The 21,467-nt window shown below is 64.8% G+C and carries 18 protein-coding genes; 5 read left to right on the plus strand and 13 right to left on the minus strand.

Annotated elements, in window-relative coordinates; all coding sequences use genetic code 11:
* Positions 1 to 164: 164 nt before the first annotated feature.
* Positions 165 to 2,279, minus strand: a complete 2,115-nt coding sequence (locus FYB76_RS13120; protein WP_154133902.1) for a bifunctional diguanylate cyclase/phosphodiesterase — start codon at positions 2,277 to 2,279, stop codon at positions 165 to 167.
* Between the two features lie 480 nt (positions 2,280 to 2,759).
* Between FYB76_RS13120 and FYB76_RS13125 the strand changes: the two genes are divergently transcribed.
* The gene (locus tag FYB76_RS13125; protein WP_229296962.1) at positions 2,760 to 4,100 is read left to right on the plus strand and encodes a phospholipase A; all 1,341 of its coding nucleotides are present in this window, start codon (positions 2,760 to 2,762) and stop codon (positions 4,098 to 4,100) included.
* A gap of 79 nt (positions 4,101 to 4,179) precedes the next feature.
* On the opposite strand, the gene gorA is transcribed toward FYB76_RS13125, so the two are convergent.
* Positions 4,180 to 5,547 (minus strand): glutathione-disulfide reductase, encoded by a 1,368-nt coding sequence (gorA, locus tag FYB76_RS13130; RefSeq protein ID WP_154133903.1) that lies wholly within the window; start codon positions 5,545 to 5,547, stop codon positions 4,180 to 4,182.
* A 64-nt stretch (positions 5,548 to 5,611) separates the two neighbouring features.
* Entirely contained in the window at positions 5,612 to 7,267 is a 1,656-nt protein-coding gene (locus tag FYB76_RS13135; RefSeq protein ID WP_154133904.1) for an iron ABC transporter permease, read from the minus strand.
* A gap of 108 nt (positions 7,268 to 7,375) precedes the next feature.
* Here FYB76_RS13135 and FYB76_RS13140 point away from each other — a divergent pair, with 108 nt between their 5' ends.
* Complete coding sequence (locus tag FYB76_RS13140) at positions 7,376 to 8,521, plus strand: ABC transporter ATP-binding protein (RefSeq protein ID WP_154133905.1); 1,146 nt, start codon at positions 7,376 to 7,378, stop codon at positions 8,519 to 8,521.
* A gap of 58 nt (positions 8,522 to 8,579) precedes the next feature.
* Here the strand turns inward: FYB76_RS13140 and FYB76_RS13145 are convergent, their stop codons facing one another.
* The 10 genes from FYB76_RS13145 to FYB76_RS13190 form a co-directional block, all read right to left on the minus strand.
* Positions 8,580 to 8,810: a hypothetical protein gene (locus FYB76_RS13145; RefSeq protein WP_008330905.1), complete on the minus strand. Its 231-nt coding sequence runs from the start codon at positions 8,808 to 8,810 to the stop codon at positions 8,580 to 8,582.
* 152 nt (positions 8,811 to 8,962) lie between these two features.
* Positions 8,963 to 10,354 (minus strand): TAXI family TRAP transporter solute-binding subunit, encoded by a 1,392-nt coding sequence (locus FYB76_RS13150; protein ID WP_088754931.1) that lies wholly within the window; start codon positions 10,352 to 10,354, stop codon positions 8,963 to 8,965.
* A 60-nt stretch (positions 10,355 to 10,414) separates the two neighbouring features.
* Entirely contained in the window at positions 10,415 to 10,858 is a 444-nt protein-coding gene (gene cynS / locus FYB76_RS13155) for a cyanase (protein ID WP_034329823.1), read from the minus strand.
* Positions 10,859 to 10,992: 134 nt separating this feature from the next.
* Entirely contained in the window at positions 10,993 to 11,847 is an 855-nt protein-coding gene (locus FYB76_RS13160; RefSeq protein WP_088754929.1) for an ABC transporter ATP-binding protein, read from the minus strand.
* Between the two features lie 13 nt (positions 11,848 to 11,860).
* Positions 11,861 to 12,709, minus strand: a complete 849-nt coding sequence (gene ntrB / locus FYB76_RS13165; RefSeq protein WP_088754928.1) for a nitrate ABC transporter permease — start codon at positions 12,707 to 12,709, stop codon at positions 11,861 to 11,863.
* On the minus strand, positions 12,709 to 14,112 hold the full coding sequence (locus FYB76_RS13170; protein ID WP_154133906.1) for a CmpA/NrtA family ABC transporter substrate-binding protein: 1,404 nt from the start codon (positions 14,110 to 14,112) through the stop codon (positions 12,709 to 12,711). The genes ntrB and FYB76_RS13170 overlap by 1 nt, the downstream gene beginning before the upstream one ends.
* 190 nt (positions 14,113 to 14,302) lie before the next feature.
* A complete protein-coding gene (locus FYB76_RS13175; RefSeq protein WP_121045044.1) occupies positions 14,303 to 14,965 on the minus strand; it encodes a response regulator transcription factor in 663 nt (220 codons plus the stop codon).
* On the minus strand, positions 14,962 to 16,164 hold the full coding sequence (locus tag FYB76_RS13180; protein WP_088754926.1) for a PAS domain-containing sensor histidine kinase: 1,203 nt from the start codon (positions 16,162 to 16,164) through the stop codon (positions 14,962 to 14,964). Before FYB76_RS13180 ends, FYB76_RS13175 begins: the two co-directional genes overlap by 4 nt.
* A 56-nt stretch (positions 16,165 to 16,220) precedes the next feature.
* Positions 16,221 to 16,982, minus strand: a complete 762-nt coding sequence (locus tag FYB76_RS13185; protein WP_154133908.1) for an SDR family NAD(P)-dependent oxidoreductase — start codon at positions 16,980 to 16,982, stop codon at positions 16,221 to 16,223.
* A gap of 220 nt (positions 16,983 to 17,202) precedes the next feature.
* The gene (locus tag FYB76_RS13190; RefSeq protein ID WP_088754924.1) at positions 17,203 to 17,922 is read right to left on the minus strand and encodes a FadR/GntR family transcriptional regulator; all 720 of its coding nucleotides are present in this window, start codon (positions 17,920 to 17,922) and stop codon (positions 17,203 to 17,205) included.
* A 274-nt stretch (positions 17,923 to 18,196) separates the two neighbouring features.
* Here FYB76_RS13190 and FYB76_RS13195 point away from each other — a divergent pair, with 274 nt between their 5' ends.
* The 3 genes from FYB76_RS13195 (at position 18,197) to FYB76_RS13205 (ending at position 21,447) form a co-directional block, all read left to right on the plus strand.
* Positions 18,197 to 19,102 (plus strand): LysR family transcriptional regulator, encoded by a 906-nt coding sequence (locus tag FYB76_RS13195; protein WP_154133909.1) that lies wholly within the window; start codon positions 18,197 to 18,199, stop codon positions 19,100 to 19,102.
* 138 nt (positions 19,103 to 19,240) lie between these two features.
* Positions 19,241 to 20,095 carry a putative hydro-lyase gene (locus FYB76_RS13200; protein ID WP_154133910.1) on the plus strand — a complete coding sequence of 285 codons (855 nt, stop codon included), beginning with the start codon at positions 19,241 to 19,243 and terminating at the stop codon, positions 20,093 to 20,095.
* A 107-nt stretch (positions 20,096 to 20,202) separates the two neighbouring features.
* Entirely contained in the window at positions 20,203 to 21,447 is a 1,245-nt protein-coding gene (locus FYB76_RS13205) for an MFS transporter (protein ID WP_154133911.1), read from the plus strand.
* Positions 21,448 to 21,467: the final 20 nt, after the last annotated feature.

Raw genomic sequence — 21,467 nt, forward strand, 5'->3', positions numbered from 1 at the left:
CAAAAAGGGACGGACGCTGAACCGAGCCGTCCGCCCCAACCTCCCCCTCAGGAGCCTGCCTGAAACGCTGGTCTTGCTCGCGTTTCCCTATGTCGTGATCTTTGCATCAAGCGCGCTGCTCCAATCCAAGGAATAGCAGGCGATGCCACGGCCAATTTGTGGATTCAGGCCGCAGTTTTGTGCTGCGCGGACGGCGCCTTCCCATCCGGCTGCTCGCGCATGGTCTGCAGGAACAGGTCCGGCGCCATCGGCCGCCCCATCAGATAGCCCTGCAGGGCGTCGCACCCCACCGCGTGCAGGAACTGCTGCTGGCCCTCGGTCTCCACTCCTTCGGCCACGATGCGCAGGTTCAGCGTGCGGCCCAGGGCCACGATGGCCGAGACAATGGCGGCATCCTCAGTACCCTCGCTCAAGTCCCGCACGAAACCGCGGTCGATCTTCAATTCATTGGCCGGCAGGCGCTTGAGGTACAGCAGGCTGGAGTAGCCGGTACCGAAATCGTCGATGGAAATCTCCACGCCCAGGTCGGCGATCTGCTGCAACGTCGCGAGGCTCTGCTCGGTGTTGCTCATGGCGGTCGACTCGGTGACCTCCAGGGTCAGGCAGGACGGCGGCAGCTGGTGTTTCTCCAGCGCAGCACGCACCACATCCAGCAAGTGCGGATCGGCAAACTGTACCGGCGAGAGATTGACCGCGATCTTCCAGTGGGCATAGCCCAGGCTGAGCCACTCATGCATCTGGCGGCAGGCCTCCTCCAGCACCCAGGCACCGATGGGGATGATCAGGCCGGATCGCTCGGCCAGGCCGATGAATTCATCCGGTCCCACCAGCCCGCGCTGCGGATGCTGCCAGCGCAGCAGCGCCTCCGCTCCCAGCACCGTGTCGTCCGAGAAGCTGAACTTGGGCTGGTACACCAGCCGGAACTGATTGCGCTCAAGGGCCACCCGCAGGTCCTGCAGCCACTGCAGCTGCTGATGGGCATTGGCATTCATGGACGGCTCGAAGAAGTTGTAGCCGTTGCGGCCGGCGCGCTTGGTGTGATACATGGCGGCGTCGGCATTGATGACCAGGTCATGGCGCGTGGCCCCGTCTTCCGGGTAGATGGCGATACCGACGCTGGCCGAGACGCGCAACTCCTGCCCGGCCAGGCGGAACGGCTGGTTGACCACCTCCACCAGTTTCTCGGCCACCGGCATGGCGTCTTCCGGTGCGACCAGGTCGACCAGGATCACGAATTCGTCCCCCCCCAGGCGCGCCACCGTGTCGTGCGCCCGCATGGCCCCGAGCAGGCGCTGCGCGACCTCCACCAGCAGGCGGTCGCCGACATGATGGCCCAGCGAGTCATTGATGGCCTTGAAGCCGTCCAGGTCCATGAACATCAACGCGAAATGCCCGCGGTGACGGGACGCCTTGTTGATGGACTGGGTCAGGCGGTCCTCCAGCAGGGTGCGATTGGGCAGCTTGGTGAGCTGGTCGTGCAGCACCATCTGGGTCAATTCTTCATTGGCTTCGGCCAGCGACCGTGCCAGCTTGGCGGTACGCGACTCCAGCCGGGCGTCCAGGACGGAAGTGAGCAAGGCGATGGTCAGCACCGCCAGCGTGACCACGATGATCAGGATCGCCAGCCAGCCGGTGCCCACGCCCTCGCGCGCCGACAGGCAGACCGAGCCATTGGGAAAGGTCGCCGCCGCCATGCCGGTGTAGTGCATGCCGACGATGGCCACGCCCATCACCACCGAGGCGCCGGCGCGTGCGGCTTTCACGTGCGGCGTGTTCTTGCGCAGGCTGAAGGCGATCCACAGCGCCGCCGCCGAGGCCGCCACGGCGATCAGGATCGAGGCCAGGAACAACACCAGGTCGTAATCAATGCCGGGCTGCATGCGCATGGCCGCCATGCCGGTGTAATGCATGCCGGCAATACCGGTTCCCATCAGCAACGCACTGCCGAAGAGCCGGCGCAGCGGCAATTCGCTGCGCGTGACGATCCACAGCGCGAAGCCAGAGGTGGCCATGGCGATGAGCAGCGAGAGCGAGGTGATCCAGACGTCGTAGCCCAGCGCAATGGGCAGGCGGAAAGCCAGCATGCCGATGAAGTGCATCGACCAGATGCCCACCCCCATGGCCACCGCGCCGCCGGTCAGCCAGAAACGCGCTGCGCGCGACTGCTGGCGGCTGGTGGTATTGATGCGCTCGGCCATATCCAGCGCCGTGAAGGACGCAAGAATGGCTACCAGCAGGGAAACGACAACCAGCAGCTTGTCGTAGGAGGCAATGAGCATGGCAATAAGGACGGCTAAATGAGCAAAGCTTGCAAGAAAGCTGGCTGGCCCATGCGTTGGCGCATCGGCAAGTCCCGCCCCGGCGAACAACTTGGCAACATGGATGAGTTGTCATCAAGCTTAGGGGGCGCGAGATTGTCACACAATCAGGGAATACCCGTTGTCAGATTGATATCCATGGTCGAAAAAACCACAAATCCCGCGTCAAAGAAGCAACATTTCACTGCCAAATGTCCCCCGAAAGCATCATCAGGCCAGAATTGCCTGGGTCAACGCCGTTCAATGGGCAGAAGGACAGAAGGACAGAAGATATCGATGCTGTGGCAACTTTATGCTGCGCCGCCGATCTGTTGTGACTGCAGTGCAGGCATGGCAGCCCGGCATGCACACGGCGCCCTCCCCGGATGCCCTCCCCTCTGCACTGCACGGAACTGACTGCAAGACGACAACAAAACACAACAAATCGACAACAAGGAACCTATGCTGAGCTTATCCCGATTCCGCCCGCCCACGGAAAAAGATGGCCTGCCCGCGCGCCAGCGCCTGTCGCGCCGCGTGGCCCTGGCCCTGTGCGGCGTGGCCGCGCCGCTGTGGCTTGCCGCCCCGGCCCATGCCGGTATTTCGATGGTGCAGCCGCCCAAGCGCATCGACGCCACCAAGCCACTGGAACTGACCCTGCTGGTGTCCGAGGACGAGCAGGCCCAGCGCACCTACCGCTTGCCCGCCACCTTGCTGGTGGCGGCCTCGGCCGACATGATCCCGCCCCAGCAGATCGTCCTGCAGCGCGTGGATGGCGAGGACAGCCTGACCCTGAAGCAAGGTGAATTCCGCAAGGTGCGCTATCGCGGCGAGCTGCCGCGCCGCCTGCGCGGCATGGTGCGTATCGAACCGATCGGCATGGATGCCTCGCCGGTGCTGGTGGCGGTGGTGCGCCCGGATCCGTCGCTGGGGCCCCTGCCGGAATCACCCGACCTGATCAACACGCCGCTGGCCGACTCCAGCAGCACGGTCGCCCCGGTGGCGCCCTCGGCCACGGTCTTTACGCCCGGCACCAATGCATCGCCCGTCGACAGCGCACCGGCGGCTGAGGACATCCTCTCCAACAATCGCCGGCTCTCCTTCAATGAGCCGATGTATTTCACGGTGGGCCACAACAATGGCGACACCAATGCGCGCTTCCAGCTCAGTTTCAAGTTCCGCGTATTCGTGCCGGACGATCCGCGCTCGCGCGGCCTGCTGGACAATCTCTACCTGGGCTACACCCAGTTCTCGCTGTGGGACCTGTCAGCCCCCTCGGCGCCCTTCCGCGATACCAGCTATCGTCCCAGCCTGTATTACGCCCTGCCGGACGTGGGCATACAGAACCGCGTCTTCAGCCGCATCGGCATCGCCACCGGCCTGGAGCACGAATCCAATGGCCGCGACGGCACCGCCTCGCGCAGCATCAATACCTACTTCATCGAGCCGACCTTCAACTTCGGCAACCTCAACGACTATCACTTCAAGGTCGCCCCCAAGGTCTATGCCTATCTCGGCCCCACCCGCGACAATCCGGACATCGGCGACTACCGCGGCCACATGGACCTGAAGCTGGCCTACGGCAAGCCCGATGGCGTGGAAGTCGCCACGATGCTGCGCAAGGGCAAGCTGGGCGGCAAGTACAGCGCCCAGACCCAGGTCACCTACCCGCTCTCGCGCCTGCTGCCGGGCACGGCCGGCTACCTGATGGCCAGCTACTTCTATGGCTACGGCGAGAGCCTGCTGACCTACAACCAGAAGGATCATCCGCAACTGCGCATCGGCTATGCGCTGTGGCGATGAGCGCGTGGCGCGTCACATGAAGCAAAACGGGGATGCACATGCATCCCCGTTTTTTTGACTGCAGCGTGAAGATCCGGACTCAGGCCACCGGCGTGCGCATGGTCACGAACTCTTCGGCGGAGGTCGGATGGATGCCGATGGTGGTATCGAACTGCGCCTTGGTGGCTCCGCATTGCAGCGCCACCGCAAAGCCCTGGATCACCTCGCCCGCATCGCCGCCGACCATGTGCACCCCGAGCACCTTGTCGGTCTGTGCATCGACCACAAGCTTCATGAAGGTGCGCTCGGTGTTGCGCGAGAGGGTGTTCTTGAGCGGCTTGAAGTCGGTCTTGAAGATTTTTACTTCACCATGGGTCTTTCGCGCCTGTTCTTCGGTCAGTCCCACGGTGCCCACATTGGGATGACTGAATACGGCTGTCGGAATGTTCTGGTAGGACATCACGCGCTCGCCCTTGCCGAACAGGCGCGCCACCACCACCATCGCTTCGGCCAGCGCCACGGGCGTCAGGGCCACGCGGTCGATCACGTCGCCCACGGCGTGAATCGATGGCACGTTGCTCTCGAAATTGTCATTGACCACCACGGCGCCATTTTCCTTCAAGACGACACCGGCCTTCTCCAGGCCCAGCCCGCGCGTATTCGGTGTACGTCCGGTAGCGAACAGCACGCACTCGGCCGCCACGGTTTCGCCGTTGGTCAGACGCACCTGCTTGACGCTGTCTTCACCGGCATGGGGCGCTTCGATGGCAGCAATGCTGGCATCGAAGACCAGGCGGATACCCTTCTTGGCCATTTCATCGGCCAGGTGGATGCCCAGGTCGGCATCCATGTTGCGCAACAGGCGCTCGCGGCGATACACCAGCGTCACGTCGCTGCCCAGGCCATTGAGGATGGACGCCAGCTCCACCGCGATATAGCCGCCGCCCAGCACCACCGCGCGTTTCGGCAGGCCCTTGAGGTGGAAGAAATCGTCCGAAGTGATGCCCAGCTCGCTGCCCGGAATCTGCGGCTTGTCGGGATGGCCGCCAGTGGCCACCAGGATGTGGCGGGCGGTGAAGCGCTTGCCGTCGACATTGACGGTGTGCGCATCTTCCACCGTCGCAAAGCCCCGATGCAGGCTCACGTTGGCACCATCGAGCAGGCGCTGGTAGATGCCGTTCAGGTGCGTGATCTCGCGGTCCTTGTTGGCGACCAGGGCGGACCAGTCAAAGGTGGGGGCGCTGTGCAGGGTCCAGCCGTAACCGGCGGCGTCGGCGAAATCCTCGTGGAAATGGGCGCTGTAGGACATCAGCTTCTTGGGGATGCAGCCGACGTTGACGCAGGTGCCGCCCAGATCGCCCTTCTCGGCCAGCCCGACGCGGGCCCCGGCCTGGCCGGCGAAGCGCGCTGCGCGCACGCCACCGGAACCGCCGCCGATGGTGAAGAGGTCGTAATCGTATTGGCTCATGGTTTCTCCAGAGAGTGGCCGCAGCCCCCTGGCTACGCCCATTGTTGGTCTTTGCGTCTTTGCGTTATGCGGGCGGAAGCGCGCTTTGCAAGTCCGCACGGCGTCGGTCATCGAGCGCCCGCATCACCAGCAGTACCGGTGCCAGCCCCACCAGCACGATGGACAGGGCCGGCAAGGCTGCCTCGCCCAGGCGCTCGTCGCGCGCCAGGTTGTGCGCGATCACGGCCAGGGTATCGGTATCGAAGGGACGCAGCAGCAAGGTCGCCGGCAACTCCTTGACCACATCGACGAACACCATCAGTGCCGCCACCGCCAGCGACCGCCACAACAGCGGCATGTGCAGGCGCCAGGCAATGACTGCGCGCGAACTGCCGAGCGTGCGCGCCGCTTCATCGAGGCTGGCCGGAATGCGCGTGTAGCCGGACTCCACCGACTGCACCGCAACCGCCGTGAAGCGTACCAGATACGCATAGATCACGCCCAGCGAGCTGGCCGTGAGCAGCACCCCCAGGCCGGCAGCCGGCCACAGCGCCTGCAGCCAGGCCACCGGCAGCAGGATGCCGACCGCGATGACCGAGCCGGGAATGGCATAGCCCATGCCCGCCAGCCGCGCGGTCAGGCGCAGCACCAGCCCCTGCAGGCGCGGCAGGTGCGCGCCGCGCAGCGCGAAGCACAGGCCCAGCGCCAGCACGATGGCCGCCAGCGCCGCCATGCCGCCGAAGCGGAAACTGTTCCACACCCAGCCGGCATAGCGGGCCAGGTCGAAGGCGGGCATGGCGGCGTCGCCGCTGCCCCACTGCCCGGCCCACAATTGCAGCAGGATCACCACCGGCAGCACGAACCCCAGCAGCACCGGCAAGCCGCATACCGCCCAGGCCGCCAGCGTCTGCGCAGGGGATAATGGCGGCAGGCGCGCCTCGGCGCCCTCGCTGCCGCGTGCACCGCGTGTGGCGGCAAAGCGCATGCGGCCTTGCTCGCGCCGCTCCAGCCACAGCAGCACCGACACGAAGAGCAGCAGCAGCGAAGCGTACTGGGCGGCGGCGATGCGGTCATCCAATACCACCCAGGCCTTGTAGATGCCGGTGGTGAAGGTGGTCAGGCCGAAGTAGGCCGAGACACCGTAATCGGCCAGCGTCTCCATGAGCGCCAGCGCCGCCCCGGCCGCCAGTGCCGGACGCGCCAGCGGCAAGGCCACGCGGCGGATGCGTTCGGATAGCGGCGTGCCCAGCATGCGCGCGGCCTCCATCAGGTGCATGCCGCGCTCGGAGAGCGCATTGCGCGCCAGCAGGTAGGCATAGGGGTAGAGCGTGAAGACGAACATGCACACCGCCCCCGGCAAGCCGCGCACATCCATGCGCCAGCCCGGGAACCAGCCGCGCAGCGTGCTCTGCACGGCGCCCGCATATTGCAGGAAATCCGTATAGGCATAGGCCGACACGTAGGCCGGCATGGCCATCGGCAAGAGCAGCGCCCAGGACAGCCAGCGCCGTCCGCGAAACTCGAACAGGCTCACCGTCACCGCCGCCGCGCCGCCGACCACGACCACGCCCAGCGGCACCATCAGCGCCAGCCAGCCGGAGGTGGCCAGGTAGCCGGGCAGCACGGTCTGCATCTGCTGGCGCAGGTTGTCGATGCCGGCCGCATCCAGCCCGAACCAGGCAGCGAGGATGCCGAAGAGCGGCAAGGCGATCAGGACAGCGAGCAAACCGATGATGTGCATAAACAGGAACGGCCAAATAAAGAATTGCCAAGGGAAGTCAGCGGTCCATGCGCTACACTGCGCACTCCGAGACAAACGCGAATTGTAACCATTTCATCGAGCCTGCCCATGTTTCTGGAAGTCGATCACGTCAGTATCCGTTATCCCCGCAGCGCCCAGGCTGCCGTCGATGCCGTCTCGCTGCGCCTGCAGCCGGGCGAACTGGGCGCCCTGATCGGTCCCTCCGGCAGCGGCAAGACCAGCCTGCTGCGTGCCGTGGCCGGCCTGGAACCGGCGCAATCAGGCCGTATCCGGTTAGACGGAACATTGCTGGAAGGCGATGGCGTGCGCGTGCCGGCCGAAGCGCGGCGCATCGGGATGGTGTTCCAGGATTTCGCGCTGTTCCCGCATCTGGATGTGGCGGCCAATATCGGCTTCGGTCTGCGCGGCATGGCGCGTGCGCAGCGGGAACAGATCGTCAAGCAGATGCTGGCCCTGGTCGGCCTGCCCGAAGCGGGCAGCAAATTCCCCCACCAGCTGTCCGGCGGCCAGCAGCAGCGCATTGCCCTGGCGCGCGCGCTGGCGCCGCAGCCGCGCCTGCTCTTGCTGGATGAACCGTTTTCGAGCCTGGACGTGGAACTGCGCGAACGCCTGGCGCACGACGTGCGCGACATCCTCAAACGCACCGGCACCACCGCCCTGATGGTCACCCACGATCAGCTGGAAGCCTTTGCGGTGGCCGATGTGGTGGGCGTGATGCGGCACGGCCGATTGGAACAGTGGGATACGCCTTACGCGCTCTACCATCGTCCTGCCACCCGCTTTGCGGCGGATTTCATCGGACATGGGGTGTTGCTGCGCGGCGAGGTGCAAGCGGCAGCGGATGCAAAGGTTCAAGGTGAGATCACCGTCCAGACCGCAGCAGGACTGTTGCGCGGCCTGCCGGTATCAGGCGGGAAGGAGGCACAGGCGGCGCAGGTCGATGTCTTGCTGCGGGCCGACGACGTCATGCACGACGACGCCTCCCCCTTCAAGGCGAGGGTGGTGCGCAAATCATTCCGGGGCGCTGAATTCCTCTACACCCTGCAACTGGAGAACGGCCAGCAACTCCTGTCGCTGGTGCCCTCGCATCACGATCATGCGGTCGGGGAATGGATAGGGATCAGCCTGGATGTGACGCATTTGGTGACGTTTGCGAACATGGAATCGTCATTGGCAGCGGCACCCTCTGCTGCAGCAGACGGCGCCCCCGGGGCCACCGGCAAGCCGGGCTGATCGACCCCGGCCGCCCTCCCCAGCGCATCCACCACCAGCCAGTCAAGCGCACGCCGCATCAGCCGCGCGCCTTCGACAGCACCACCAGCCAGCGGCGCAACAACAGGATTTCCACGTGGCCGGGCTCGATGCCCGCGCTGCACTCGATCACCGGATTGACCCGGTAACGGCGCACGTAGGTATCACGGCAGATGAAGATTTCGCGGCGACCCAGGCGGATGGCCAGCGAAGACGGGGTGGACGATGCAACAGCGAAGCGAGCGTCGGAAGCAAGATCAAAGTGGGTCATGGCAGCGATTCCTCTTCTTGTCGATAGGAGGCTTCACTTTAGCATAGTACTGTATGAATACACAGTATTTTTTATACAGTACTGGTTGCGCCATGGCGAGCATACAACAGCCGCCACCAGCCTGCCCTTGCCAGCCCGCGAGCGTGTGGCGCTCAGGCCACACCGGCCGCCAGCCGGGCCCGCACGAAGCCGATATGCTCCCGCAGCACGTAGAACTGGTCGGCAAAGGCCAGCGGCATCTTCATGCGATTGACCGCAATCTCGATCTCATCCAGGCGCTTGAGCATCTCGGCCTGCTCCTCCGGCGACTCGCGCGAGAGCCCGCGTTCCAGCGCGATCAGCTCGCCATACCAGCGGTAGATGCGCGAACGCACCCGCCAGCCATAGAGCATCGGTACCAGGCGGATGCCCGGGATCAGCAGCAGGATCACCGGCAGCACGATCACCACCGCGCGGTCCACCAGGCTGGCCATCCAGAACGGCAAGGTGCGGTAGAAGAAGGTCTTGCCGGACTTGTAGTAGCGCGCCGCATCGTCGCTGATCGGATATTCATGCTCCAGCGGGGCCGGGAATTCCCCGGCCTTCTGCATCACGTTGGCCTTGCCGTGCACCTCGCGGGCCGCTGCGATGAGCAGGTCCGAGAGCGCCGGGTGCAGGTCCTCGCGCGCCACCAGCTCGGCCGTGGGCGCGATCAACTGCGTATCGCGCGCCGGCAGGTTGTGCGCCAGGTCGAACACGCCCATGGGCATCTTGAGGGTATTGAGGTAGCGGAAGCGTCGCACGTAGGCATCGGCCTGCGAGAAATCCAGCAGCCGGATGCCTGGCGCGCGCAAGAGCTTGCCCATGGTCGCCACCGAGACCGAATCGCCCATCAGGAAGGCGGCATCGATCTTGCCGCTGGTCAGCGCCTGCGCGGCCTCATCGCCACCGATGTTCAACAGCTCGGTTTTGCCGCCCGGCTCCACGCCATTGGCTTTCAAGAGCGTGGCGGCCAAGACGCTGGAGCCACTGCCCTGCCCGCCGATGGCAATACGCTTGCCCGCCAGCTCCGACAACTGGCGCAGTGGCGGAACCGGGCGACCATCCTCACGCGGCGGCGGGACCCGGTAATACACCGACACCGGCACATAGGAGATGCTGCCCAGCGACACCAGCGGGCCCAGGGATTCGGCCGGAACTGCACCGGCCAGGCCACCCTGCACGAAACCGACATCGACGTTCTGGTCCGGATCAGCCAGGCGCTTCAGGTTGTCCAGCGAGCCCCCGGTCTCGACAATATCCAGCCGGATGCCGTCGCGCGCCAGCAGCGCCTTGTAGCGTTCGGCCACGCGCCAGAAATTGCTGTCCTTGGGACCGGCGGCAATGGTGATGGAAGACGGCGGCGCCGGCCGGATCAGCCAGATCACCAGCCACGCGCCGATCAGGATCAGCAGGATGATGGGACCGAAGCTGACGGCGAGATCGCGCCACGAGATGGCCACGAAGCGCGCCCGGATGCGGGTGGCCGAGGGGGCGTAGGCGGAGAGTTTCTTGTCTTTGAGCATGCGCGCTATTCTAGCCGCGCATTCCGCCTTTGCATCGCCGCGCTTGTAACCCGATGTGACTCAATAGGTCTTGTACGGCAGGAACTTGCCCGACAGCATCACGTTGACGCGATCGCCATTGGGATCGGCCTGGCGCTGGATATCCATCTTGAAGTCGATGGCGCTCATGATGCCGTCGCCGAACTCCTCGTGGATCAGCTCCTTGATGGTGCTGCCATAGACACTGACGATCTCGTACCAGCGATAGATCAGCGGATCGGTCGGCACCGGGGTCGGCAGCGAGCCCTTGTAGGGCACGATCTGCAGCCACAGCGTTTCTTCATCGGTCAGTTCGAACAGCTCCTGGGCCACCGCGGCCTGCTTGGCGGTCAGGGTCATCTGGCCCAGCATGGCGGCGGTAGTCCACTCCTTGCTCTGGCCGATGCGTTCGGCGATCTGGGCCCAGGTCATCTTCTTGCTGACCTTGGCGGTGACGATCTTCTGGGTGACTTGGTTGCGGTCCATGCGCTCTCTCCTTGTGGTGGACGAAAAATGAAAACCGATGACACTGTGTAGTGCGCGTCATCGATCCTGACGAAACGATGCTGCAAAACGACGATATGAACTGACGAAATGGCAGGTCACCCTGCCCCTCGCCTTCAGGCGGCCGCCTGCTCCAGTCCCGGCATGACGATGCGGGTCGGCAGGCGCGCCGCACCGCTGGCCTGCGCCGCCTGGATCTGGCGCGAACGATGCACCAGGAAATCGACCAGGTGATTGCGAATGCGATAGAACTGCGGATCGTGGTGCATGCCTTCGCGCGTGCGGTTCTTGGGCAGGGTATTGATGACCACCTCGGCGATGCAGGCCTGCGGGCCGTTGGACATGAGGAAGATCTTGTCGGCCAGCAGGATCGCTTCATCCACATCGTGGGTAATCATGAACACGGTCTGGTGCGTGGCCGCGCAGATCTTCAGCAACTCGTCCTGCACCACGCCACGGGTCAAGGCATCGAGCGCACCGAAGGGCTCATCCATGAGCAGCATCTTGGGCTCGATGGAGAAGGCGCGCGCAATGCCCACGCGCTGCTTCATGCCGCCCGAGAGTTCGGAGGGCTTTTTATGTTCAGCGCCCTTCAAGCCGACCATCTCGATGAAGCGGCGCGCATGCTCCTCGGCCTTGGCAAGCGGCCAGTCGGGCCAGCGCGAGCGCACTGCGAACACCACATTGCCCAGCACGCTGAACCAGGGCATGAGGGCATGGCTCTGGAACACCACGCCACGATCCAGGCTCGGCCCCTTGACCTCGCGCTGGTCCATGATGACCACGCCCTCGCTGGCCGCTTCCAGCCCGGCCAGCACGTTGAGGATGGTGGTCTTGCCACAGCCCGAGTGCCCGATGACGCAGACGAACTCGCCGCGATCGATACCGAAGGAGACCTGCTCGAACACCGGCGGCGCACCCGCTGCATAACGCTTGCCCAGGCCCTGCACGCTCAGGAAATTGTGATCCATGCTGCTGCTCCCTTCATTCGACATAGGTGACCCACTTCTGCAGCCGCGCGAAGATCAGGTCCAGCACCATGCCGGTCACGCCGATGACCAGGATGGCGAAGATCACGCTAGTCAGCGACAGGTTGTTCCATTCATTCCAGACGAAGTAGCCGATGCCGGTCCCGCCCACCAGCATCTCGGCGGCCACGATCACCAGCCAGGCGATGCCCATGGAGATGCGCATGCCGGTCAGGATGGTCGGCGCTGCCGCCGGCAGGATCACCAGGAAGGCGCGCCGCAGCGGTGCCACCTCCAGGGTCTTGGCCACGTTCAACCAGTCGCGCCGCACCGAGGCCACGCCGAAGGCGGTGTTCATCAGCATCGGCCAGACCGAGCAGATGAAGATCACGAACACCCCCGACACCGAGGAATCCTTGATGGTGTAGAGCGCCAGCGGCATCCAGGCCAGCGGGGAAATGGGCTTCAAGATCTGGATGAAGGGATTGAGCGCCCGCTGCATCAGCGGCGACATTCCCAACAGGAAGCCCAGCGGCACCGCCACCACCGCCGCAATCGCAAACCCCAGCCCGACCCGGCCCAGCGAATAGGCCAGCTGGATGCCGATCCCCTTGTCATTGGGACCGTTGTCGTAGAAGGGATTGCTCAGTTCCTTGCGGATGGTCTCGCCCATCTGCGCCAGGCCCGGGAAGCCATCCCGCTTGGCCGCACCGCTGCTCTTGCCCATCAGCTTGGCGTATTCGTCCTGGGCGGCACTGGCGGCACTCTCCTTGGGCAGCGTGGCCAGGTGCCACACCATCAGCAGTGCGGCCAGCAGCAGCAGGGAAATGAGCGCAGCGCGCCAGCCGAGATGCTGCGCCGGCATCACGCGCTCCTCTTGATGGCGAAGCTGTTCACGTAGGCGTCGGCCTTGTTGGCATCGAACTCCTTGCCCATGATGGAATACTTGCGGTAGGTCCCCTCCGGCACCGGCTGGCCCAGCTCCTTCATGTGCTTCTTGGCCTCGGTCAGCAGCAGCACCTTTTCGGCGATGGCCTTGTAGTCGACGTCGCCCTTGATGTAGCCCCAGCGCTTCATCTGCGTGAGGATCCACACCCCCATCGAATCCCAGGGCACCGGATCGAAATCGGCACGACCCGGCACGTTCTTGACGTTGCCGAGGCCATCGGCGAAGCGGCCGGTGAGGACCTGCTCCACCACCGTCTCCGGCTGGTTCAGGTAGGCCGGCGGCGAAATCACCTTGGCCACCAGCGAGCGGTTGGCCGGATCGCGCGCCATGGCCGCCGCAGTCAGCACGGCGCGGAACAGCGCCGCGAAGGTATTGGGATTCTGCTTGATGAACTCTTCGGAGGTGCCGAAGGCGCAGCACGGATGTCCGTCCCAGATCTCCTTGGAGAGGATATGAATGAAACCGACTTCGTCATAGACCGCGCGCTGGTTGAACGGGTCCGGCCCGAGGAAACCGTCGATGTTGCCGGCACGCAGGTTGGCCACCATCTCCGGCGGCGGCGTCACGCGGATCTGCACGTCGCGGTCCGGGTCCAGGCCGTGCTCGGCCAGGTAGTAGCGCAGCAGGAAATTGTGCATCGAATATTCGAAGGGGACGGCGAACTTGAAGCCCTTCCATTGTTTGGGATCGCGCTTGTCCTTGTGCTTGGTATGCAGCGTGATGGCCTGGCCGTTGATGTTCTGGATGGTGGCCACGCGCATCTGCGTGGCATTGCTGCCCACGCCCATGGACATGGCCATCGGCATGGGCGAGAGGAAGTGCGAGGCGTCGTGTTCCTTGTTGATCATCTTGTCGCGGATCAGCGCCCAGCCGGCCGTCTTGTTGAGCGACACGTTCAAGCCCTGCTTGCGATAGAAGCCCAGCGGATCGGCCATGATGAGCGGCGCCGCACAGGTGATGGCGATGAAGCCGATCTTGAGGTCCTTCTTTTCCAGCGCGCCATTCTTTTCCTGCGCCATGGCCTGCAGCGAACCCAGCGGCAGCACGCTGGCAATGGCCGCCCGTGCCGCATTCTTGCCCACCGCCCGCAGGAAATCACGGCGCTCGGCCACGCGCGGGAAGAGCGAACGCATCAGCGTCTCTTCCACCACGTCATTGGTCAGGGTTTCCACATCGCGGCCGCGCTGCAGGCGCTGCTGCTCGGCCAGCACATCGGCCTCGTGCTGCTGCTGGCTGCCGTGGCGGCCGCAGGAACAGCCCTGCCCGGCGCGTTCGGCGTCATAGGTGTGGAACAGATTGGTCTCTGGTACGTCCGGCATAAATCCCCCGTTTGGTGAGTGTCAGGTGAGTTGCTGCTTTCACCTGCACTACCTGCAAGGGATTTGCCAGCCCGCTGCAATACGTCATGGGCGCACGACATCTTGTAGTGCTGCCACTACAAGCAACGTCGATCACATCGTCAGAATGACGAAAACGCGCTGCAAAATGACGACACCAGGAGAGAAATGCTCACACCGGCAGCAACTGGTGCCGCACCGCATACATGGCGATGCCCACATCATTGGAAGCGCCGGTCTTCTCCAGGATGCGGCTGCGGTAAGTGCTCACCGTATTGGGGCTCAGCTCCAGCTGGTCGGCGATTTCCTTGACGCTGCGCCCGGCGGCGATCAGCTGGAAGACCTGGTATTCGCGGTGCGACAGGCTCTCATGCGCGGCACGCTGCGGGGCCGTGGCGCGCTGGGCCAGGCCGGAGGCCAGCGTCTCGGCCATCTGCGCGCTCACGTAAAGGCCACCGCCAGCGGCCTTGCGGATGGCTTCCACCAGTTGCTCGGGGTCAGTACTCTTGTTGAGATAACCCGCTGCGCCCAGCTTGTAGCAGCGGGCCGCGTATTGTTTCTCGGGATAGGTGGACAGCATCAGCACCGGCAGGCGCGGCATCTCCTGCTTGATCTGGCGCAGCACGTCCAGCCCGTCCTGCTGGGGAATGGCGATGTCCAACAGCACCAGGTCGATCGCCTCGACCCGCGCACTGTGCAGCACCTCGGGGCCGCTGGCGCATTCGGCCGCCACCTCGATGTCGGGCGTATCGGCCAGGATCTGCTTCAAGCCCTCGCGCACGATGCGATGGTCGTCGCAGAGCAGGATGCGGATGTTGTCGCCGGGGCGGCTCACGAGGCCTCCCGGCTGGCGTGATGGGGCAGGCGCAGGCAGACCAGCGTCCCCGGCCTGCCGTGCCCTGGTGCAAACCGCGCACCAGCAATGCTCAGTGCGCCACCGAAGTGCAAGGCGCGCTCGCGCATGCCCATCACCCCATAGGATGTGGCCGCTTCCTGCGCGGCGCGGGGCGTGCCCACGCCATCGTCTTCCACTTCCATGCGCAGTTCTGCCGGGGTGAGGTGGACCGCGATGCGCACCTGCGTGGCCTGCGCGTGGCGCGCCACGTTGGAGAGCATTTCCTGGAAGATGCGAAACGCCGCCGTGGCCTTGGCGCCATCCGGCACGAAGGCTTCCGGCGCGATATCGAACTCGACCTCGCAGGGCAATTCAGTGGCTTCGGAGAATTCCTGCACCTGCCATTCCAGGGCGGCGATCAGGCCCTGGTGATCGAGGATGCTGGGGCGCAGGTCGGTGATGATGCGTCCCACGTTGTCGACCGCCGTTTCGATCAGGCGGCTCATGGCTTCGCACTTGCGGGCCACCGGATCGAGATCGGTCACGCGTTTGGCCATCCAGTTTACGTCCAGTTTCAGGGCGACCAGCAGGCTGCCCAGCTCGTCGTGGATTTCGCGGGCAATGCGGGTGCGCTCATCCTCGCGCACCGAATGCGCATGCGCCGACAATTGCCGCACCTGGCGCAGCGCGGCTGACAATTCGCGGGTGCGCTCGGCCACGCGCACCTCCAGTTCGGCCTTGGCGCGCTGCAACTGTTCCTCGGCCTGGCGCCGCTTGGAGATATCGCTGAAGGCAATCACCGCCCCGCGCACCTGGCCGCCATCGATGATCTGGTAGGAAGAATATTCGGTCGCAAAGCAGCTGCCATCGGCGCGCCAGAACACTTCCTGGTCGACGCGGCAGGACTCGCCCTTGCGGAAGGCCTTCAGGATCGGGCACTCGGCCTCGGGGTAATGGCCGCCGTGCTCATGGCTGTGATGCACCAGTTCGTGCATGTTGTGGCCCAGCACGTCTGCCGGCGCATAACCCAGCATCGCCGCACCGGCGCGGTTGATGAAGGTGCAGCGCCCCTCGAGGTCGATACCGTAGATGCCCTCGCCGGTGGAGTCCAGCAGCAGTGCCAGCTTGTCGCGCAGCAGGCCGCCTGGCGGGGCCAGGGCGGCAGAAGCGGAAACGGGCAGGAAAGGATCGTGGCGCATGATCCCTTCCTGCCCGCAAGAGCCATGCCAGAACCGGCAGGGCGCGGCCTCGCAGGTTACGGCATGTACTGGCCGCCGTTGACGTCGATGATCTGTCCGGTCACGTAGCCCGACATCTGGTCCGAGGCGAGGTAGAGGAAAGCGCCGCTGCATTCGTCCGGCTCGCCGATGCGGCCCATGGGGATGGTCTTGCGGAAGCCCTCCAGCTGTTCCGGGGTGGTGAAGCGTTCCTGGAACGGCGTCATGATCACGCCCGGCGCCACCGCATTGACGCGGATCTTGTCGGCCAGCAATTCCTTGGCCATGCCGCGCGTGATGGTGCTGACGAAGCCTTTGGAGGCGGCATAGATCAGCGCACCGGGGCCACCGCCATGGCGTGCTGCCACCGAGGTCACGTTGATGATGTTGCCGCCGCCCTGGCCGCGCATGACGGGAATGACCGCACGCGTGAAGGCCACTACCGAGCGGGCGTTGATGTTGATGATCTCGTCGAAGAGTTCATCGGTGACCGTTTCCAGCGGAGCCCGCTTGACCAGTGCGCCGGCGTTGTTGATGAGTACGTCGATGCGGCCCATCTGTTCCACGGCCTTGGTGATGGCGGCGTTGATGGCCGCCGTATCGCGCACATCCGCGCCGATGGTGACGGCCTTGCTGCCGGCGGCGCGCACTTCTGCGGCTACGGCCTCTGCCTCTTCCTTCGAACTGTTGTAGTGGACCACCACGTGCGCGCCACGTGCTGCGAAGGCGCGCGCGGCGGCCGCGCCGATACCGGTGCTCGCACCGCTGATGAAGACGACTTTACCTGCCAGATCCAGCATGCTGTTCTCCTGCAATCGATTGATAAGGAAAGATCCTGCCTGTCCGGCTTGTAGAAATGCTGCATCAACAGGCGGCCCTGTGCGCCTTGCCGGTATCGCTTCTTGTAAGGGGCACCGCAGGCCATGCTGCGGCTGTGCTGCCACGCCACCGTTGTGGAATGCTGCGGGACCAGCCCGGCAGCAACGGCGGCGCTTCCTGCGTTGGATGGTACGGACAGACTCAGTCGTGGACCGATTCGTTCTGGCTGCGTCCGGCGCTGCGATAGGCATCGCGCACCCGCAGCAGGTGATTGCGCATGGCCTCGGAAGCCTGGTGCGGATTGCGCGCCTTCAGGGCAGCCAGGATGTCGCGGTGATCCTGCAGGCTGCGTTCCAGCGTGGAGGGGATGCGCGAGGTGATGGAGCGGCTCTTCTTGCCCAGCATGTAGAGACTGCCGGCGACGCTTTGCAGGAAGGGATTGTTGCAGGCCTCGATGATGGCCTCGTGGAATTCCACATCCGCTGCCGAGAAGGCGGCCGGGTCCGACAGCAGCCGCGCCTCATCCTCCACGTTGCGCGCCAAACGCGCCAGTTCGGCGTCCTCGATATGGGTGGCGGCCAGTGCGGCCACGCCGGTCTCGATGATGAGACGGGCGTCGAACAGCGCCTCGAGCGTGCCGGGGTTGAGATCGATGATCATCTCCAGCGGCTCCAGCAGCTCGCGCGTTTCCAGCGAGCTGACGAAGGTGCCCTCGCCCTGGCGGATGCGCAGCAGGCCCAGCAATGCCAGCCCGCGAATGGCCTCGCGCACGGCAGGACGGCCCACGCCCAGCATGGCCGCCAGCTCGCGCTCGGGCGGCAGCTGCTGGTCGGGTTTCAGCAGGCCGCTGCGGATCATGGTCAGCAGCCGCTGGGCTACCTGCTCGGAAATGGATTTCTGGACGATGGGGTCGAAGGACATGCTCTCTGGGTATTTGCCTGTAGGGTGAATCGCTGCCGTCGCGGCAGTGCCGGCCTGGCCCGCCAGCCCGGCGATTGCGGGCGACAAAAGGTAAGACCAATCGGGGGTGAGGATAGGTATGGGGGAGGATTGTGTCAAGCGGCGGGAAAATTGGTGCGGTGCGCAAGAAAATTCGGCATGGCTCGCCGTTTCCGAACAAGCGCATTGGCCTGCGGGCATCTGGTAGGCTACGCAGCGCATTGCGCCAAGCCATCCACTTCACCGCCGAGCACTCATGAACCTGCGTTTCGTCGAGGCCTTCCACTGGGCCGCCTCGCTCAAGAGCATCACCCGCGCCGCTGAAAAGCTCCACATCACGCAATCGACCATGTCCAGCCGCATCGCCTCGCTGGAAGAAGAACTGGGCGTGGTGCTGCTGGATCGCCGCGAGAAACAGTTTCGCCTCACCGTGGCCGGGCAGCGCTTCCAGCGGCTGGCCGTGAAACTGCTCGACATGCAGCGCCAGATCCGCCAGGAACTCGGCGGCAACAGCGCCGGCCCGCTGCTGCTGCGCATCGGCAGCATCGAATCGGTGGTGCACAGCTGGCTGCCCGCCTGGCTGCAGGAAATCCGCAGCCGCTATCCCGATTTCGCGCTGGAACTCACCGTGGAAACCTCCCCAGTGCTGACCGAGCAGACCCGGCGCGGCGCCCAGGACCTGGTCTTCACCTCCACCGTGGGCAGCGACACGGCCGTGCGCTCGCGTCTGATGACGCCGATGGAAATGGTCTTCGTGGGCCATCGCGAACGCTTCGGTACGCGTTCGCATACGCTGGACGAACTGGCCGCACACGACCTCATCACCTTCCAGCGCGGCTCGCAGCCGCACCAGGGATTGCTGCAGCTGTGCCAGGAATGGGGCGTGATCGAACCGCGCGTGCATGCCATCTCTTCCATCTCCGCCATGGTGCAGCTGGTCGAAGGCGGCTTCGGTGTGGCCACCCTGCCGCGCGCCTCGGTGCGCGAACTCACGCGCCGTCTTCCCTTGCGCATCCTGCGCTGCGAGGCCACGCTCCCGCCCTTGCAGATCCACGCCAGCTATCGCGAAGACCCCAGTTCCAGCCTGGCCGAACTCGTGCTCGATTCGGCATTGGAGCATGCTCGCCGCACACAAGGCAAAGGCCGCGCCACCGAAAAATGAGCCCCTGGCACGGAAATCGCTACAGTGGAATTTCCGTTGTCCTCATCGAAAAAATCGATAACAAAAGATATAAATTTTTTGTTGGACGCTGTCCCGGCACGCTCCTAACATCGGCTCCATTCCAAGAAGGAGACCGCCATGCCAGAGACTGCCACCGCCTTGCCCGCCGTACCGATCCATCCCGCACCAGCGCCTGCGCTGTCGGCTGCCTCCAGCGCGCTCGACGTGCGGCTGGCCGCCCGCAGCGGCGCCTTCACCGGCCACACCAGCGGTGTCGCCAGTGCCCATGTGCAGGTCAACCTGGCGATCCTGCCGGCGGCGCTGGCCGATGATTTTCTCGCCTTCTGTGAACGCAATCCCATTCCCTGTCCCTTGCTGGCCGTCTCCACGCCGGGCTCGCCCGCCCTGCCTGCACTGGGCCTGGACCTGGACGTGCGCAGCGACGTGCCGCGCTATCACCTGTGGCGCTACGGCGAACGCGTGGCCGAAGTGAACGACCTGCGCGCGGTGTGGCGCGACGACCTGGTCACGTTTGCGCTGGGCTGTTCCTTCTCCTTCGAACATGCGCTGCTGGCCGCCGGCATCCCGCTGCGCCACGTGAGCGAGGGGCGCAACGTGGCCATGTACCGCACCAATATCCCGACGCAGCCGGTGGGCGTGTTCCAGGGGCCGACGGTGGTCTCGATGCGGCCGCTCAAGGCCGCCGATGCCATCCGCGCCATCCAGATCACCGCGCGCACGCCGCAGGTGCATGGCGCACCGATCCACATCGGCGACCCGGCCCTGATCGGCATTGCCGATATCCGCCAGCCCGACTATGGCGAAGCGGTGGACATCCACGCCGATGAGCTGCCGGTGTTCTGGGCCTGCGGCGTCACACCGCAAGCCGCCATCGTCGCCGCCCGGCCCGAATTCTGCATCACCCATGCACCCGGCTACATGCTGGTGACCGACAAGCTCAACAGCGACCTGCTGCTCGACGCGCAGGCCTAGCGCCTGCTGCCGCCCTACCGTTTTTTCATCGATGGCCGCATGCTTCTTGCACGCGACCACCGATGCCGCACGTCAGTGATTTACATACATTCATTACGGGGATCATCATGTGGCTGCAAGAGACAACGACATCCGAGCGACGCACGCTCACGGCGACCTTCACCGGCTATGCGGTGGATGGTTTTGATTACATGATCTACACCTTCCTCATCCCCACGCTCTTGGCCGCGTGGAGCATGAGCAAGGCCGAAGCGGGCTACATCGCCACCGGCGCCCTGCTGACCTCGGCCATCGGCGGCTGGGCCGCAGGCGTGCTGGCCGACCGCTATGGGCGAGTGCGCGTGCTGCAATGGACGGTGCTGTGGTTTGCGCTCTTCACCTTCCTCTCCGGCTTCACCACGTCCTTCGGCGAACTGTTCTTTACCCGTGCGATGCAGGGCTTCGGCATGGGTGGCGAATGGGCCGTGGGCTCGGTGCTGATCGCCGAAACCATCTCGGCCCGCCATCGCGGAAAGGCTTCTGGCCTGGTGCAGAGCAGCTGGGCGGTGGGCTGGGCGGCTTCGGCGCTGGCGTTCTGGGGCGTCTATGCGGTGCTGCCGCCGGAGACGGCGTGGAAGGTGCTGTTCTGGATCGGCGTGCTGCCGGCCCTGCTGACGCTCTACATCCGCCGCGCCATCAGCGAACCGGAGGTCTATCTGGCGACCCAGGCCCGGCTGCGCGAGAGCGGCCAGCGCGGCAACTTCCTGCGCATTTTCCATCGCGACCTGCTGCGCACGACGCTGCTGGCCAGCCTCCTGGCGACCGGCATGCAGGGGGCGTATTACTCGGTGACGACCTGGCTGCCGACCTTCCTGAAGACCGAACGCCACCTGTCGGTGCTGGGCACCAGTACCTATCTGTTGGTGCTGATCGGCGGGTCCTTCTGTGGCTACCTGACCTCGGCCTGGCTGTCGGACACCATCGGCCGCCGCCGCTGTTTCATGCTGTTTGCGGCCATGGGGATCGTGCTGGTGCTGAGCTATACGCAGCTGATCATTACCGATGCGTGGATGCTGGCGCTGGGTTTTGTGCTGGGATTTTTCCTGTCGGGGATTTTTTCGGGGATGGGAGCTTATCTGTCTGAACTGTTTCCCAGCGATGTGCGCGGTTCGGGACAAGGATTCTGCTACAACTTCGGGCGTGCGGTCGGGGCGATCTGCCCGGCGCTGGTGGGCTATCTCAGCAACAGCCTGCCGCTGGGGCAGACCATCGGGTGGATTGCGGCGGGGTGTTATGGGCTGGTGATCGTGGCTTGCCTGATCTTGCCGGAGACCCGGGGCAAGGAGCTGGAGGCGGTGGTGGCGGCGTCTTGAAGGAAGGGGCGATGCATGCC

It is taken from the genome of Herbaspirillum sp. CAH-3 (assembly GCF_009668275.1).
GTDB classification, from domain to species: Bacteria; Pseudomonadota; Gammaproteobacteria; order Burkholderiales; family Burkholderiaceae_D; genus Herbaspirillum; species Herbaspirillum aquaticum.